At 68.3% G+C, this 14,684-nt stretch carries 15 protein-coding genes and 2 tRNA genes; 13 read left to right on the top strand and 4 right to left on the bottom strand.

Annotated elements, in window-relative coordinates; all coding sequences use genetic code 11:
* Positions 1-47 precede the first annotated feature (47 nt).
* The 8 genes from recF (at position 48) to ACFWN7_RS10710 (ending at position 7,851) form a co-directional block, all read left to right on the top strand.
* Positions 48-1,229, top strand: a complete 1,182-nt coding sequence (gene recF, locus ACFWN7_RS10745) for a DNA replication/repair protein RecF (protein ID WP_376938794.1) — start codon at positions 48-50, stop codon at positions 1,227-1,229.
* Positions 1,222-1,716, top strand: a complete 495-nt coding sequence (locus ACFWN7_RS10740) for a DUF721 domain-containing protein (protein WP_376938793.1) — start codon at positions 1,222-1,224, stop codon at positions 1,714-1,716. The genes recF and ACFWN7_RS10740 overlap by 8 nt, the downstream gene beginning before the upstream one ends.
* A gap of 123 nt (positions 1,717-1,839) precedes the next feature.
* Positions 1,840-3,855, top strand: a complete 2,016-nt coding sequence (gene gyrB / locus ACFWN7_RS10735; protein WP_376938792.1) for a DNA topoisomerase (ATP-hydrolyzing) subunit B — start codon at positions 1,840-1,842, stop codon at positions 3,853-3,855.
* Positions 3,856-3,937: 82 nt separating this feature from the next.
* Positions 3,938-6,460, top strand: a complete 2,523-nt coding sequence (gene gyrA / locus ACFWN7_RS10730; protein ID WP_376938839.1) for a DNA gyrase subunit A — start codon at positions 3,938-3,940, stop codon at positions 6,458-6,460.
* A gap of 6 nt (positions 6,461-6,466) precedes the next feature.
* Positions 6,467-6,871, top strand: a complete 405-nt coding sequence (locus tag ACFWN7_RS10725) for a DUF3566 domain-containing protein (RefSeq protein WP_376938791.1) — start codon at positions 6,467-6,469, stop codon at positions 6,869-6,871.
* Between the two features lie 88 nt (positions 6,872-6,959).
* Positions 6,960-7,033 (top strand) — tRNA-Ile (locus tag ACFWN7_RS10720).
* Positions 7,034-7,074: 41 nt separating this feature from the next.
* A tRNA-Ala gene (locus tag ACFWN7_RS10715) sits at positions 7,075-7,147 on the top strand.
* 239 nt (positions 7,148-7,386) lie between these two features.
* Positions 7,387-7,851 carry an NUDIX hydrolase gene (locus ACFWN7_RS10710; RefSeq protein ID WP_376938790.1) on the top strand — a complete coding sequence of 155 codons (465 nt, stop codon included), beginning with the start codon at positions 7,387-7,389 and terminating at the stop codon, positions 7,849-7,851.
* A 166-nt stretch (positions 7,852-8,017) separates the two neighbouring features.
* Here ACFWN7_RS10710 and ACFWN7_RS10705 read toward each other — a convergent pair whose 3' ends face one another.
* Both ACFWN7_RS10705 and ACFWN7_RS10700 read right to left on the bottom strand, forming a co-directional pair.
* Entirely contained in the window at positions 8,018-8,269 is a 252-nt protein-coding gene (locus ACFWN7_RS10705; protein WP_376938789.1) for a hypothetical protein, read from the bottom strand.
* A gap of 499 nt (positions 8,270-8,768) precedes the next feature.
* Entirely contained in the window at positions 8,769-9,344 is a 576-nt protein-coding gene (locus tag ACFWN7_RS10700) for a hypothetical protein (RefSeq protein WP_376938788.1), read from the bottom strand.
* A gap of 120 nt (positions 9,345-9,464) precedes the next feature.
* Between ACFWN7_RS10700 and ACFWN7_RS10695 the strand changes: the two genes are divergently transcribed.
* Together ACFWN7_RS10695 and ACFWN7_RS10690 are read left to right on the top strand one after the other, a co-directional pair.
* Entirely contained in the window at positions 9,465-10,004 is a 540-nt protein-coding gene (locus ACFWN7_RS10695) for a peptidylprolyl isomerase (RefSeq protein WP_376938787.1), read from the top strand.
* Positions 10,005-10,011: 7 nt separating this feature from the next.
* Entirely contained in the window at positions 10,012-10,875 is an 864-nt protein-coding gene (locus tag ACFWN7_RS10690) for a rhomboid family intramembrane serine protease (RefSeq protein WP_376938786.1), read from the top strand.
* 155 nt (positions 10,876-11,030) lie between these two features.
* On the opposite strand, the gene ACFWN7_RS10685 is transcribed toward ACFWN7_RS10690, so the two are convergent.
* The gene (locus ACFWN7_RS10685; RefSeq protein ID WP_376938785.1) at positions 11,031-11,270 is read right to left on the bottom strand and encodes a cell division protein CrgA; all 240 of its coding nucleotides are present in this window, start codon (positions 11,268-11,270) and stop codon (positions 11,031-11,033) included.
* Positions 11,271-11,342: 72 nt separating this feature from the next.
* Here ACFWN7_RS10685 and ACFWN7_RS10680 point away from each other — a divergent pair, with 72 nt between their 5' ends.
* Genes ACFWN7_RS10680 through ACFWN7_RS10670 form a run of 3 tightly spaced genes read left to right on the top strand, consistent with a single transcriptional unit; the run spans position 11,343 to position 12,930 of the window.
* On the top strand, positions 11,343-12,134 hold the full coding sequence (locus tag ACFWN7_RS10680; protein ID WP_376938784.1) for a class E sortase: 792 nt from the start codon (positions 11,343-11,345) through the stop codon (positions 12,132-12,134).
* A 1-nt stretch (position 12,135) separates the two neighbouring features.
* Positions 12,136-12,291 carry a hypothetical protein gene (locus ACFWN7_RS10675; RefSeq protein WP_376938783.1) on the top strand — a complete coding sequence of 52 codons (156 nt, stop codon included), beginning with the start codon at positions 12,136-12,138 and terminating at the stop codon, positions 12,289-12,291.
* A complete protein-coding gene (locus tag ACFWN7_RS10670) occupies positions 12,292-12,930 on the top strand; it encodes an anthranilate synthase component II (RefSeq protein ID WP_376938782.1) in 639 nt (212 codons plus the stop codon). It begins immediately after the preceding gene.
* Between the two features lie 30 nt (positions 12,931-12,960).
* Here the strand turns inward: ACFWN7_RS10670 and pknB are convergent, their stop codons facing one another.
* The gene (pknB, locus tag ACFWN7_RS10665; RefSeq protein WP_376938781.1) at positions 12,961-14,655 is read right to left on the bottom strand and encodes a Stk1 family PASTA domain-containing Ser/Thr kinase; all 1,695 of its coding nucleotides are present in this window, start codon (positions 14,653-14,655) and stop codon (positions 12,961-12,963) included.
* Positions 14,656-14,684: the final 29 nt, after the last annotated feature.

The raw sequence follows: 14,684 nt of genomic DNA, 5'->3' as shown, positions 1-14,684 counted from the left end.
TCGCAATCGGCGCGTGACGGATGCCGCGTGATCGAAGGGAGCCCAGCGTGCACGTCGCCCGTCTCTCCCTCACCGACTACCGCAACTACGCGCGCGCCGAACTCGAGCTGGCGCCGGGCGCCACGGTGTTCGTCGGTCGCAACGGCCAGGGCAAGACCAATCTCGTCGAGGCGATCGGCTACCTGTCGACGCTCGGCTCGCACCGCGTCTCGGGCGACCAGCCGCTGATCCGGGCCGGCGCGGATGCCGCGATCGTGCGCGCCCTGCTCGCGCACGGCGACCGCGAACTGCTCGTCGAGCTGCAACTCAACCGCCGAGGCGCGAACAGGGCGCAGCTCAACCGCTCCCAGGTCAAGACCCGTGAGCTGCCGCGGTACGCGCACAGCGTGCTGTTCGCCCCCGAAGACCTCGCGATCGTGCGTGGCGAACCGTCGGTGCGTCGCCGCATGCTCGATGAACTGCTCGTGCAGCGCACCCCGCGCCTGGCTGGAGTCATGGCCGACTACGAACGCGTGCTGAAGCAGCGCAACTCCCTGCTCAAGAGCGCCCGCGCGAGGGGACTCTCCGCCGATCGGCTGCCGACCCTCGACATCTGGGACGAGCGGCTCGTAGAGCTCGGCGCCGAGCTCATCGACCAACGGGTCGCGCTCATCGACGAGCTCGCTGCCCCACTCGCCACCGCCTACCGCTCCATCGTCGACGCAGACCATCGGCCCGAGTTGCGCCCACTGCTGTCGATCGACGGCGCCGATCCCGACCAAGAGCAGTCGACGGATGCCGCGGCGGCGCCGCATGATCGCGTCGAACCGCGTCCCGACACCCGCGCGCGCTTCACCGAGGCGCTCCGCGTGCTGCGGCCCAGGGAGCTCGATCGTGGCATCACACTCGTCGGCCCGCACCGCGACGACATGGTGCTCCTGCTCAACCGGCTGCCGGCGAAAGGGTACGCCAGCCACGGTGAATCGTGGTCGTTCGCCCTGGCCCTGCGTCTCGCGTCGGCCGAGCTCCTGCGCCGCGACTCGACGACCGGCGATCCCGTGCTCGTGCTCGACGACGTCTTCGCCGAACTCGATCGCCTGCGGCGCGAGCGCCTCGCGGCCGCGATCGGCAGGTTCGAGCAGGTGCTCGTCACGGCGGCGGTACTCGAAGACGTGCCCGAACCGCTCATCGCGCGCGTCGTGCACATCGACGCCGGCCGCATCGTCGAGAGCGAGACCACCGATGTCTGAGCCGGCCCGGTCGTCCGAGGCATCCCGCGTCTACCAGCACTTCCGCGAGATCTTCGGCGACGCCCGCCCGCGTCCGGGCCGCGCCCGAGCTCGTGCGCGCGAGGCATCCGGCAGCGAGCCCTTCACCCCGGGCAGAGACCCGAAGCCGCTCGGCGATGCCATCGACGGGCTGACGACGCAGCTCGGCTGGGCGGCCCCGCTCTCGCAGCACGAGATGCTCGCCTCCTGGACCGAGATCGCCGGCGAGGAGACCGCGAAGCACTCCGAGCCGATCGGGATCGAGAACGGCGTGCTGCAGGTGCGGTGCGAGTCCACCGCATGGGCGACGCAGCTGCGGCTCATGCGCACCGAGCTCGTCACGCGCATCCTCGACCGCCATCCCGGCGCGGGGGTCGAGACCATCCGCTTCCAAGGGCCGGATGCCCCCACCTGGAAACGGGGCCCCAGATCGGTTCCAGGGCGTGGTCCGCGCGATACTTACGGGTGACGAGGCAAATTCGGTCACTCGGCTCTCGTCATCGCCTGAGATCGGCGCTTCCGGACGGCGGGGAACCCTCCGTTTGATAGGATCAAGAGTCGCCAGAATGACGGTCAGGAGCCCGATTCACACATGACAGACGAACCGACGAAGGCCCAGCAGACGCCGGAATACGGTGCGGACGCGATCCAGGTTCTCGAGGGCCTCGAAGCGGTTCGAAAGCGGCCGGGCATGTACATCGGATCGACCGGTCCGCGCGGGCTCCACCATCTCGTCTACGAGATCGTCGACAACTCCGTCGACGAGGCGCTCGCAGGCTACGCCACCGAGATCGACGTGACGATCCTGCCCGACGGCGGCGTTCGCGTGGTCGACGACGGCCGCGGCATACCGGTCGACATCCACAAGGCCGAAGGCCGTTCCACGGTCGAGGTCGTGCTCACCGTGCTGCACGCCGGCGGCAAGTTCGGCGGCGGGGGGTACGCGGTCTCGGGCGGGCTGCACGGCGTCGGGTCATCCGTCGTCAACGCACTCTCGTCGAAGCTCGACGTCGAGGTGCGCCGTCAGGGCCACGTGCACACCCAGTCGTACACGGTCGGCGTTCCCGACGCGCCGCTCACGAGGGGCGCGAGAAGCGACGAGACGGGAACGACCATCACGTTCTGGCCGAGCGTCGACATCTTCGAGACCGTCGAATTCGACTACGAGACGCTGCGCTCCCGGTTCCAGCAGTACGCGTTCCTCAACAAGGGCCTCCGCATCACGCTCACCGACATGCGCGTCGGTCACGTCGAGATCGACCCCGAAGACACCCCGACGACCGGGGCGATCACGATCCCGGTTCAGCGCACCGACACGTTCCGGTACGAGCGCGGGCTCGTCGACTACGTCGAGTACCTCAACCGGTCGAAGAAGTCCGACGTCGTGAACGACGAGATCATCTCGTTCGAGTCCGAGGACACCGGTCGCAAGATCGCGCTCGAGGTCGCCATGCAGTGGACGACCGCCTACACCGAATCGGTGCACACGTACGCGAACACGATCAACACGCACGAGGGCGGCACGCACGAGGAGGGCTTCCGGGCGGCGCTGACATCGCTCATCAACCGCTACGCGCGTGAGAAGGGCATCCTCAAGGAGAAGGACGACAACCTCTCCGGCGACGACGTGCGCGAGGGGCTCACCGCCGTGATCTCGGTGAAGCTCGGTGAGCCGCAGTTCGAGGGCCAGACCAAGACGAAGCTCGGCAACACCGAGGCGAAGTCGTTCGTGCAGAAGGTCACCGGCGACCAGCTCGGCGACTGGTTCGAGCGCAACCCCGCGCAGGCGCGTGACGTCATCCGCAAGGCGATCCAGGCGGCGACCGCGCGCATCGCGGCACGCAAGGCGCGTGAGGCGACCCGCCGCAAGGGCCTGCTCGAGTCGGGCGGCATGCCCGGAAAGCTGAAGGACTGCTCCTCGAAAGACCCGTCGATCTCCGAGATCTTCATCGTCGAGGGCGACTCGGCCGGCGGCTCGGCTGTGCAGGGCCGCAACCCCGAGACGCAGGCGATCCTGCCGCTGCGCGGCAAGATCCTCAACGTCGAGAAGGCCCGCCTCGACCGTGCGCTCGCCAACAACGAGGTGCAGGCCATGATCACGGCGTTCGGCGCCGGCATCGGCGAGGACTTCAACACCGAGAAGGCCAGGTACCACAAGATCGTGCTCATGGCCGACGCCGACGTCGATGGCCAGCACATCACCACGCTGCTGCTCACCCTGCTGTTCCGCTACATGCGCCCGCTCATCGAGCTCGGCTACGTCTACCTCGCCCAGCCGCCGTTGTACCGCATCAAGTGGTCGAACGCCGAGCACCAGTTCGTCTACTCCGACAAGGAGCGCGACCTGCTCGTCGCCGACGGTACCGCGAGGGGATGGCGGATCCCGAAGGACAACGGCATCCAGCGGTACAAGGGCCTCGGTGAGATGAACCACCAGGAGCTGTGGGAGACCACGATGAACCCCGAGACCCGCACGCTGCTGCAGGTCACCATGGAGGATGCGGCCGCCGCCGACGAGATCTTCTCGACCCTGATGGGCGAAGACGTCGAGAGCCGCCGCAACTTCATCCAGAAGAACGCGAAGGACGTGCGTTTCCTTGACATCTGATGTGCTGAACCCGGGCCAGGGCGACAACGGCGACGGCCCCGGCATCCACGGCAAGATCGACCAGGTCGACCTGCAGCTCGAGATGCAGCGCTCGTACCTCGACTACGCGATGAGCGTGATCGTGGGTCGCGCGCTGCCCGAGGTGCGCGACGGCCTGAAGCCCGTGCACCGCCGCGTGATCTATGCGATGTACGACGGAGGCTACCGGCCCGACAAGGCGTTCTCGAAGTGCGCCCGCGTCGTCGGCGACGTCATGGGCCAGTTCCACCCGCACGGCGACACGGCCATCTACGACGCGCTCGTGCGCCTGGTGCAGCCGTGGAGCATGCGGTACCCGCTCGCGCTCGGGCAGGGCAACTTCGGGTCGCCCGGCAACGACGGCGCCGCCGCACCCCGATACACCGAGACGAAGATGGCTCCGCTCGCGCTCGAGATGGTGCGCGACATCGACGAGGAGACCGTCGACTTCCAGGACAACTACGACGGCCACACCCAGGAGCCGGCGATCCTGCCCGCTCGCTTCCCGAACCTGCTCGTCAACGGCTCGGTCGGCATCGCCGTGGGCATGGCGACGAACATCCCGCCGCACAACCTCCGCGAAGTGGCATCCGGCGCCCAGTGGTACCTCGAGCACCCCGGGGCATCCCGCGAAGAGCTGCAGGAAGCGCTCATGCAGCGCATCAAGGGACCCGACTTCCCCACCGGCGCGCAGATCCTCGGCGTCAAGGGCATCAGCGACGCGTACCGCACGGGTCGCGGCTCGATCACGATGCGCGCGGTCGTTTCGGTCGAGGAGCTTCAGGGCCGCACCTGCCTCGTCGTCACCGAACTGCCGTACCAGGTGAACCCCGACAACCTCGCGATCAAGATCGCCGACCTCGTGAAGGACGGCAAGATCTCGGGCATCGCCGACATCCGCGACGAGACCTCGGGTCGAACCGGCCAGCGGCTCGTCATCGTGCTGAAGCGCGACGCGGTGGCGAAGGTCGTGCTGAACAACCTGTACAAGCACACCCAGCTCCAGGAGAACTTCGGCGCGAACATGCTCGCGATCGTCGACGGCGTGCCGCGCACCCTGTCGATCGACGGCTTCATCGCGCACTGGGTCGACCACCAGATCGACGTCATCGTGCGCCGCACGCAGTTCCGCCTCCGCAAGGCGGAGGAGCGCATGCACATCCTGCGCGGCTACCTCAAGGCGCTCGACGCGCTCGACGAGGTCATCGCGCTCATCCGCCGGTCGCCGACGGTCGACGACGCTCGCGACGGCCTCATCGAGCTGCTCGACATCGACGAGCTGCAGGCCCGCGCCATCCTCGAGATGCAGCTGCGCCGGCTCGCGGCCCTCGAGCGCCAGAAGATCATCGACGAGGCCGACGAGCTCGCCGCCGAGATCGCCGACTACCAGGCGATCCTCGCGTCGCCCGGGAGACAGCGCACCATCGTGTCCGACGAGCTCGGCGAGATCGTGGCGAAGTACGGCGACGAGCGCCGCACGCACATCCTCCCGGGCTACGACGGCGACATGTCGGTCGAAGACCTCATCCCTGAAGAGGAGATGGTCGTCACCGTCACTCGCGGCGGCTACGTGAAGCGCACCCGCAGCGACAACTACCGGTCGCAGCACCGCGGAGGCAAGGGCGTGAAGGGCGCGCAGTTGCGCGCCGACGACGTGGTCGAGCACTTCTTCGTGACGACCACGCACCACTGGCTGCTCTTCTTCACGAACATGGGCCGGGTCTACCGCGCGAAGGCCTACGAGATCCAGGAGGGCGGCCGCGACGCGAAGGGCCAGCACCTCGCCAACCTGCTCGAGCTGCAGCCCGACGAGCAGATCGCCGAGATCCTCGACATCCCCGATTACGATGCGGCGCAGTACCTCGTGCTCGCCACGCACGGCGGTCTCGTCAAGAAGACCGAGCTCACCGCGTACGACACGAACCGCTCCCGCGGCATCATCGCGATCAACCTGCGCGACGGCGACGAGCTCGTCTCGGCGATGCTCGCCGACGAGCACGACGAGATCTTGCTCGTCTCGAAGAAGGGCATGTCGCTTCGCTTCGAGGCGACGGATGCCGCGCTCCGCCCCATGGGCAGGTCGACGTCGGGCGTGATCGGCATGCACTTCCGTGGAGGCGACGCGCTGCTCGAGGCATCCGTCGTTCCCGGATCCAACGGCGACGCCGAAGCGGATGCCGCGGAGTCGGCGGCAGAGGACAACGGCCAGAAGCTCAGCACGACCGACACCTATGTCTTCGTCGTGACCGAGGGCGGCTACGCGAAGCGCACTCGCGTCGAGGACTACCGCAAGCAGCAGCGCGGTGGCCTGGGGATCAAGGTGGCGAAGCTCAGCGAGGATCGCGGCGATCTGGCGGGCGCCCTCATCGCCTCCGGCGGCGACGAGGTGCTTGTGGTTCTTGCCAGCGGCAAGGTGGTACGCTCTGACGTCGCCGAGGTTCCCGCCAAGGGCAGGGACACGATGGGCGTCGTGTTCGCGAAGTTCGCGGACGACGACCGGATCATCGCCATCGCGAAGAATTCCGAACGCAATCTCGTGGAGGAGGCCGCTGACGAAGAAGCGGCCGAGCCCATGGGAGAGGAGTAACCGTCTATGAGTAGCGTCGCCGAGAAACTGGCCCGCAAGTCCGGCCGTAAGCCGCCCGCGAAGCAGGTGCGCCTGCGGCTCGTCTACATCGACTTCTGGTCGGCGGTGAAACTGTCGTTCCTCATCGCCGTGGCACTCGCCGTGATCAGCATCGTGGTGACGTTCCTGGTGCACACGGTGCTGAGCTCGACGGGCATCTTCGAGCAGGTCAACTCGCTCGTGCAGGATGTCGCCGGCTCGTCGAGCGACCTCACCGCGGTGCTGTCGCTCGGCAACGTCATGGGCTTCGCCGTGGTCGCCGCGCTGCTCAACCTGGTGGTCACGACGGCTCTCGGCGCGATCCTCGCGGTGCTCTACAACCTCAGCGTGAAGATCACGGGAGGCATCCTCGTCGGCTTCACGAACAACTGACCCTGCGACGGGCTCAGGGACCGCGCCGATCTCGGCCGGATTCGGAGATTCCCGCACCGTCGGGTAGTCTTTCCTTCGGCCGAAATTCGGGGATATAGCTCAGGCGGTTAGAGCGCTTCGCTGATAACGAAGAGGTCCGAGGTTCAAGTCCTCGTATCCCCACTCCCGATTCCACAACCGGCGGATGCCCCGCATCCGCCTCCGGGGCCTTAGCTCAGTTGGTAGAGCGCCTGCTTTGCAAGCAGGATGTCAGGAGTTCGAATCTCCTAGGCTCCACAATCCGAGTCCCCAGCTCGCACGATGTTCGGATCCACTCTGAAATGGCCTCCGAGAGCGGATGCCGCGGGTCACCCGATGACCGCCTGCGCGCGTTCGCAGGACCACAGCGTTCACGAGCCTCGTGCGAGCGGCATGACCACGCTCATCCTTCATTGCCATCAGTTGCCCGCGCGCGGGTGCGCCGCGATCGATGATCGATGCGGCCACCACCGGAGAACGACCACTACAGTGGCCGGATGGACATCCGCGTCGCCGCATACGGGGTCATCGTCCGCGACGGTCTGATCCTGCTGTCCCACTGGAATCAACACGGGCGCTCGGGCTGGACCCTGCCCGGCGGCGGCATCGAAGGTGCGGAGCATCCGGTGGTCGCGGCGAAGCGCGAGATCTTCGAGGAGACCGGCTACGAGGCATCCGTCGATCGCCTGCTCGGCATCGACACCATGGTGGTGCCGGCGGAGCGACGGCACACCGGCACCGTGCCGCTGTACGCGATGCGCATCGTCTACCGGGCGAGCGTGGTGGGCGGTCACCTGCGGAACGAGGTCGGCGGCTCGAGCGACGAGGCGAGGTGGTTCCCGCTCGATGAAGTGCCCGACCTGAAGCGGGTCAGTCTCCTCGACATCGCCTTGCGGCTGAACGACGCGGAACCCGTCGACGGGGTGCCGCCGACCGTCGGGGAGCCGCCGACCGTCGGCTGAAACGGCGCGGGTGAGGACGGCCTCGACGGCGCCGACGACAACGCAGCGACCGGTACGGCCGATGCGCTCTCGACGGCGCCGTACGCGGCCGAGCCCCCCGCGGGTCGGATCCCCATCGTCATCGGGGCGAACCGCGGGGGCTCGGTGGTGTCGGTGCGCATGATCATCACGCCCGCGGAGCGCCGGAGAGGGCGATCCATCGGAACTGGTCGTCGCGAGCCTGGGTCGCGAGCTGCTCGGCTTGGCGACGCAGCAGCACGGCGTCGTGGGTGCGACGCTCGTCCTGCCGACGGCTCCAGGCGAGGAGCGCGAGACCGGCACGCCGTGCGAGCCGTTCGTTCAGTTGGCGTGCCTGGGCACGGAGGGCGGTGGCCTGACCCGATCGGGTCGAGCCGATGGTGAGAGAACTCGTGTTCACGATGTTTCCTTCGGTTGGGTGCGTGGTGAGGGTGCGAGGTGCATTGACATGGGCGCGCGCGAGCGCGTTGCCACGGAGGCGAGGCCGAGCGCGTGCGCCGACGGCCGATGCTGCGGCATCCGTGAGCATGTTCCACCGTTGCGATCGGCGTGAACGGATGCCGCGGGCTCACGCTTGCGCGGTCACGCCCGAGCGGGCGGAGCGACGATCACCAGGCGCTGACGCGCGTCGTCGAGGCGGACTAGCAGGCCGAGGGCGCGAGGAGGACTCCCGTGTGCTGCGCGGTGAAATGAATGTGCATCATGGGTATCAACTCCTCTCCTGGTCTGACCCGTCAGGGGCCGAAAACTGACACTAGCGGCATTCTCGGGCCGACCGCAAGGCGATTTCTCAGATTCGCCGAGATCCGCTCGAAAAACCAGTGCCGGCACTGAGGCTTCAGGGCACGACGAAGGCCCCATCGGCACTCGCGTGCGGAATGGGGCCTGTGCGACCGTGGTCAGACGGCGGGCGGTGCGCTCGACGCCGGCGTCGTGCTCGACGTCGGCGTGGCCGGCCGGGTGACCGGCGTCATCGGCTCGGTCTCGTCGTCGGCGACCCACAACTCGTCGTCGGCCCGGAACGTCTGCCACACCGCGTATGCGACCCCGGCCGCGGCGATGACGCCGGCGCCGATCGCGAGGTAGGTGCCGACGCCGGGGCCGCCCTTCTTCTGCTGCACCACCGCGGCGGCACGCGGCGAGACGCGCGCGACGGCACGACGAACGCGGGCGTCGTTGGCGATGTCGCCGATCGAGAGCACGGAGCCGAGCGCGTTGCCCAGCGTGCGTTCGAGCGTGTCGCCGGCACCTCGTGCGAGGGAGCGTGCCTGCTCCACTCCCGGGCGGACGTAGCTCTCGTAGCCCGTGCGAACGCGCGGAACGACCTCTTCGCGGGTGAGGTTGCCGAGTTGCCGGCTCGCCTCACGAGCGACGGCGTTGGCGTGCTCGATCACGTGCTGCTGGTTCCCCCACAGTTCCTCGGCACTGCTGCGCAGTCGCTTGAGTTCCTTCCGGCGCTTGCGTGACAGGCTCATCTCGACCTCCATCGTTGTGCAGCGAACCCCTCCATCTTGCCACCGAAACAGCTGGAAGCGGGGCGGGAGTCGGAAACCTGCATGCCGGTTGACGAATCCGTGCGTGACAGAATAGAGGGCATGCCGATTCACACCGCCGTCGCGACCCTCAACACCAACCACGGACCGATCAAGGTGGACCTCTACGGCCACCAGGCCCCCAAGACCGTCAAGAACTTCGTCGGGCTCGCGACCGGTGAGATCGAATGGACGCACCCCGCGACGGGCGAGACGTCGAACGACCCCCTCTACGACGGCGTGGTCTTCCACCGCATCATCCCGGGCTTCATGATCCAGGGCGGCGACCCGCTCGGCCAGGGCACCGGCGGTCCGGGCTACCAGTTCGACGACGAGATCAACCCCGAGCTCGACTTCACCGAGCCCTACGTGCTCGCGATGGCCAACGCGGGCATCCAGGGCGGGCGCGGCACGAACGGGTCGCAGTTCTTCATCACCGTCGGGCCCACCACGTGGCTGCAGGGCAAGCACACCATCTTCGGCAAGGTGACGGATGCCGCGAGCCAGGCGGTCGTCGACAAGCTCGCCTCGGTGGCGACCGACGGGCGCGACCGCCCGCTCGACGACGTCGTCATCGAAAGCGTCACCGTCGAGCAGGTCTGACGCCGCGGTGAGCGATCCGGTCGTCGATCGCACGAACTTCTGCTACCGGCATCCCGATCGGCAGAGCTACATCCTCTGCCAACGGTGCGGGCGCACGGTCTGCCCGGAGTGCCAGACCCAGGCCCCCGTGGGTGTCATCTGCCCCGAATGCATGCGAGAGCAGCGCGCCTCGGCGCCGCGCACGAAGCCCGCCGCGCTCACGAGGATGCGCTCGGCGGCCGGCCGCGGGGCGCCGGTGGTCACGTATGCCCTGATCGGCATAAATGCCTTCGTCTATCTGCTGCAGTGGATTCCCGGCCTGGGCGTCACGAACGCGCTGTTCTTCAGCCCGTTGTTCATGACGGAGCTGGCATTCGAGCCGTGGCGTGCGCTGACGAGCGTGTTCCTGCACTCGACGTCGCTGGTCTTCCACATCCTGCTCAACATGTACACGCTGTGGATCTTCGGGCGGCTGCTCGAGCCGATGCTCGGACGCATCCGCTTCCTCGCGCTCTACCTGATCAGCGGACTCGCCGGATCGGTCGGCGTGGTCGCCTTCGCCGCGCCGAACTCGCAGGTGCTCGGGGCATCCGGTGCGATCTTCGGACTGATGGGGGCGTTCGTCGTGATCCAGCGCCGGCTCGGCGGCAACATGACGCAGCTCTACATCCTGCTCGCCATCAACCTCGGCATCGGCTTCATCCCGGGCGCGAACATCTCCTGGCAGGCGCACCTCGGCGGCCTCATCGGCGGGGCGCTCGTCGGCCTCGTCTACCTCGAGACCCGCAAGCCGTCGCGCCGGCCGCTGCAGATCGGCCTGTTGGTCGCGCTCACGGTCGGCCTCATCGTCGTCGGCATCGCGGTGGCGCGGCTGAAGATCGGTGCCTTCTAGTTATCCACACCCTTCTCCACATCTGGGGAGAGTTACACCGCTGTAATTGACGCCAGTTCAGGGGACACGGACGACCCGATCCCGCACGGCCTGTGGAGAAACGCGACGACGGGCGGATGCCGCTGTGCACCCGCCCGCCGTCGAACAAGCCCGGGTCAGCGCCAGCGGGTCGTCATGAGGAAGCCGACGAACGCGATGCCGAAGCCGATGAGGATGTTCCACGAGCCGAGGTCGGCGACGGGGAGCTGCCCCTGGCTCACGTAGAAGACGATGATCCAGGCGAGCCCGAGAAGCATGAAGCCGAACATGACGGGCTTGAACCAGACCGGGTTCGGGGCGTCTTCGCCGCCCGCCTGCTCCCCGCGCGCGGGCTTCGATGATTTCGTACGTGCCATGCGGGCGATTCTATCCGAGCGGGCCGGGTACTCCCAGTCGAGCCCGCTCCCGGGCGGAATAGAATCGCATCCATGTCCGTCGACCAGGCCGAAGGCGGCCGTTCGCGACGGTCCGAGGCGAGCGCGCACGGGCGCCCGAGTGTCGTCGGCGTGCTCGGCGAGCTGCTCCTCACCGCGGGTGCGCTCATCCTGCTGTTCCTCGGCTGGCAGCTCTGGTGGAACGACGCGATCGTTGCCGGGCAGCAATCGAGCGCGGCATCCGACCTCGGTGCGCAATGGCTCGAGGACGGCTGGACCGAGCGTGGCGACGCACCGCCGCCCGCGACCGAAGCGTTCGGAGACGCTCTCGTCGGGCCGGTCTCGTACGGAAACGGCGAAGCGTTCGCCGTCATGTACGTGCCCCGATTCGGCGAGGATTCGCAGCGCCGCATCGCCGAGGGCGTCGGCCTCGATGTGCTGAACAGCGCGCACCTCGGCGTCGGCCACTATCCGGGCACCCAGCTGCCGGGCGAGGTCGGCAACTTCGCGATCGCCTCGCACCGCAGCGCGTACGGCGGCGGCATGCACGAGATCGGGCGGCTGCGACTCGGCGACCCGATCTACATCCAGACGCGAGACGCCTGGTACACGTATCGCTTCCGCGACCTCGAGTACGTGGCCCCCGAGGCCGTCGACGTGCTCGCGCCGGTGCCCCACCATCCCGGGCTGCAGCCCACCGATCGCATCGTCACGCTCACGAGCTGCAACCCCCTCTACTCGACCGCCGAGCGCATCATCGCGTACGGCGTGCTCGAGTCCTGGCGGCCGAGCGCGGCCGGCCCGCCCGGAGAGATCGCCGACGTCGTCGCGACGTGGGAGGCTTGAGATGTACGGTGCCCTCTGGCGCGTGCTGCCCGGTCCCGTGTGGCTCCGCGTCATCCTGGCGATGCTGCTCGCGGCGGTGGTCGTCCTCGCCCTGTTCACCTGGGTGTTCCCCTGGGTGGACGCCATCATCAACCCGATCCGAGTCACGGTGGAATGAATGACCAGAGTCCTCGTCGTCGACAACTACGACAGCTTCGTGTACACGCTGAACGGCTACCTCCAGGAGCTCGGCGCCGAGACGGAGGTGGTGCGCAACGATGCCATCGCGGCATCCGAGGTACCGGCGCGCATCGCCGAGTACGACGCGGTGCTCATCTCGCCGGGTCCCGGCAAACCCGCGGATGCCGGTGTGTCGATCCCCATCGTCGAGGCCGCCCTCGCGACGGGGCAACCCCTGCTCGGCGTCTGCCTCGGCCACCAGGCGATCGCGGAGGCGTTCGGCGCGACCGTCACGAACGCCGAGGAGCTCATGCACGGGAAGACGTCGCGCATCACCCACGACGACAGCGCCTTCTACGAGGGCGTGCCCCAGCCGTTCACCGCGACCCGGTACCACTCGCTCGCCGTCGTCGACGGCACCGTTCCCGCCGAGCTCGTCGTGACCAGCCGCACCCAGGGCGGCGTGATCATGGGGCTCCGGCACGAGACCGCGCCCATCTACGGCGTGCAGTTCCACCCCGAGTCGGTGCTCACCGAGGGTGGATACCGGATGCTCGGCAACTGGCTGGCGGCGGCGGGACTGCCCGAGGCGCGTGAGCGAGCGGCGCACCTCAACCCGCTGGTGCGCGGCACCTGACACGACACGTCGGTCGCTGCTCGGCGACCGTCAGCCCGCGCAGTACGTCAGCACGACCTCGGAGCGCTGCGGCACGTCACCCGGCGCGAGCGACTGCTGCGTCACGGGGGATCCGGGCTCGGACTTGCACCCGGGGTCGGGTTCCGGCACCGGGCTCAGCTGCAGGTTCTCGGCCGACAGGTACGAGGATGCCGCCGCGAGCGTCTGCCCGGTGAGGTCGGTGAGCGTGACGAGTCCGCTCGAGATGCGGAAGTCGACCGTCGAACCGGCCTCTGTGGACGTGCCGCCCTCGGGGGTGGTGCCGAGCACGGTGTCTGCCGGCACCGACGGCGAGTTCTCGCGAGTCTCGGTGCCCGGGGTCAGGCCGGCCGCCTGCACGTCGGCCTTCGCCTGCTCGAGGGTCTTGTTGCGCACGTCGGGAACCTCCACGGCCTCCCGGCCCGTGGAGACGTACACCGTCACGGCTGTGCCGGTGTCGACGATCTCGAGCGCGGGGGGGTCGCTGCGGATCACCTGGTCGGCCGGCACCGTGTCGTTGGTCTCGTCGATCCGGCTCGCGGGGAGTCCGAGCTCCTGCAGCGTCTGCACGGCCTCCTCGAAGCTCATGCCCGTGAGGGTCGGAATCTCCCTCGCGTTCGACGGGAGATCGTCGGTGGGCTGCAGGTTGAACGCCCAGTACATGACGGAGATGACGATCACGACGACGGCGATGATGCCCGACCAGATCCAGATGGCGGGCGGTCTGCGCTGGGTGCGCGTCATCGTCTCGTCTTCGGTCAGCTGCCGGAGCGCGAGCTCCGAGGTCGAGAGCGAGCTCGTGGGCGCGCCGAGCAGCAGCGTCGCCTCGTCGGGACGGCGGTGCACCGGAACGCGACCGGATGCCGCGGTGTCGACGTCGGCTCGGAACTCCGCCGCCGACTGGTACCGCTCCGCACGGTTCTTCGTCAGCGCGTGCAGCACGACCGTGTCGAGTGCGGGAGAGACCTTCGGGTTGATGACGCTGGGCTTGACCGGACGCTCGCTCACGTGCTGGTACGCGACCGCGACCGGCGTGTCGCCGCGGAACGGGGGGCGCCCGGTGAGCATCTCGAAGAGCACGACGCCCGTCGAGTAGAGGTCGGTGCGCGCGTCGACGATCTCGCCCTTGGCCTGCTCGGGCGAGAAGTACGACGCGGTGCCGAGGATCGCGGTGGTCTGCGCGACGGTCGTCGCCGAGTCGGACACGGCGCGCGCGATGCCGAAGTCCATGACCTTCACCTGCCCGGTGGTGGTGATCATGATGTTGCCCGGCTTGATGTCGCGGTGCACCACGCCGGCCCGGTGCGAGTACTCGAGCGCCGTGAGCACGCCGTCGACGACGCGCACGGCGGCGACGGGATCGAGCGGCCCGTCGTGGATGATGTCCTTCAGCAGTCGACCCTCGACGAACTCCATGACGATGAACGGCAGCTGCACCTCATGGCCGGCGGAGTCGACCACGGTCTCCTCGCCGGCGTCGAACACGCGCACGATCGTGGGGTGCGCCATGCGCGCGGCCGACTGCGCCTCCTGGCGGAAGCGCATGCGGAAGGCGGGGTCGGTGGCCAGCTGCGGCTTCAGGAGCTTGATGGCGACCTGCCGGCCGAGCCGGGTGTCGGAGCCGACGTGGACGTCGGACATGCCGCCGCGACCGATGAGCGCACCCACACGATAGCGTCCCGCGAGCACGCGTCCTTCATCGCTCACCCTGCAGCTCCGTCCTCGTCCTCTGTCTT

Source organism: Agromyces sp. NPDC058484 (assembly GCF_042720415.1).
Taxonomy (GTDB): domain Bacteria; phylum Actinomycetota; class Actinomycetes; order Actinomycetales; family Microbacteriaceae; genus Agromyces.
This window is presented reverse-complemented; position numbering and strand designations above follow the sequence as displayed.

Coding starts and splice junctions, on each gene's coding strand:
- ACFWN7_RS10740 (WP_376938793.1), top strand. CDS start 1,222: ATGTCTGAGCCGGCCCGGTCGTCCGAGGCATCCCGCGTCTACCAGCAC.
- gyrB (WP_376938792.1), top strand. CDS start 1,840: ATGACAGACGAACCGACGAAGGCCCAGCAGACGCCGGAATACGGTGCG.
- gyrA (WP_376938839.1), top strand. CDS start 3,938: ATGCAGCGCTCGTACCTCGACTACGCGATGAGCGTGATCGTGGGTCGC.
- ACFWN7_RS10725 (WP_376938791.1), top strand. CDS start 6,467: ATGAGTAGCGTCGCCGAGAAACTGGCCCGCAAGTCCGGCCGTAAGCCG.
- ACFWN7_RS10710 (WP_376938790.1), top strand. CDS start 7,387: ATGGACATCCGCGTCGCCGCATACGGGGTCATCGTCCGCGACGGTCTG.
- ACFWN7_RS10700 (WP_376938788.1), bottom strand. CDS start 9,344: ATGAGCCTGTCACGCAAGCGCCGGAAGGAACTCAAGCGACTGCGCAGC.
- ACFWN7_RS10695 (WP_376938787.1), top strand. CDS start 9,465: ATGCCGATTCACACCGCCGTCGCGACCCTCAACACCAACCACGGACCG.
- ACFWN7_RS10685 (WP_376938785.1), bottom strand. CDS start 11,270: ATGGCACGTACGAAATCATCGAAGCCCGCGCGCGGGGAGCAGGCGGGC.
- ACFWN7_RS10680 (WP_376938784.1), top strand. CDS start 11,343: ATGTCCGTCGACCAGGCCGAAGGCGGCCGTTCGCGACGGTCCGAGGCG.
- ACFWN7_RS10675 (WP_376938783.1), top strand. CDS start 12,136: ATGTACGGTGCCCTCTGGCGCGTGCTGCCCGGTCCCGTGTGGCTCCGC.
- ACFWN7_RS10670 (WP_376938782.1), top strand. CDS start 12,292: ATGACCAGAGTCCTCGTCGTCGACAACTACGACAGCTTCGTGTACACG.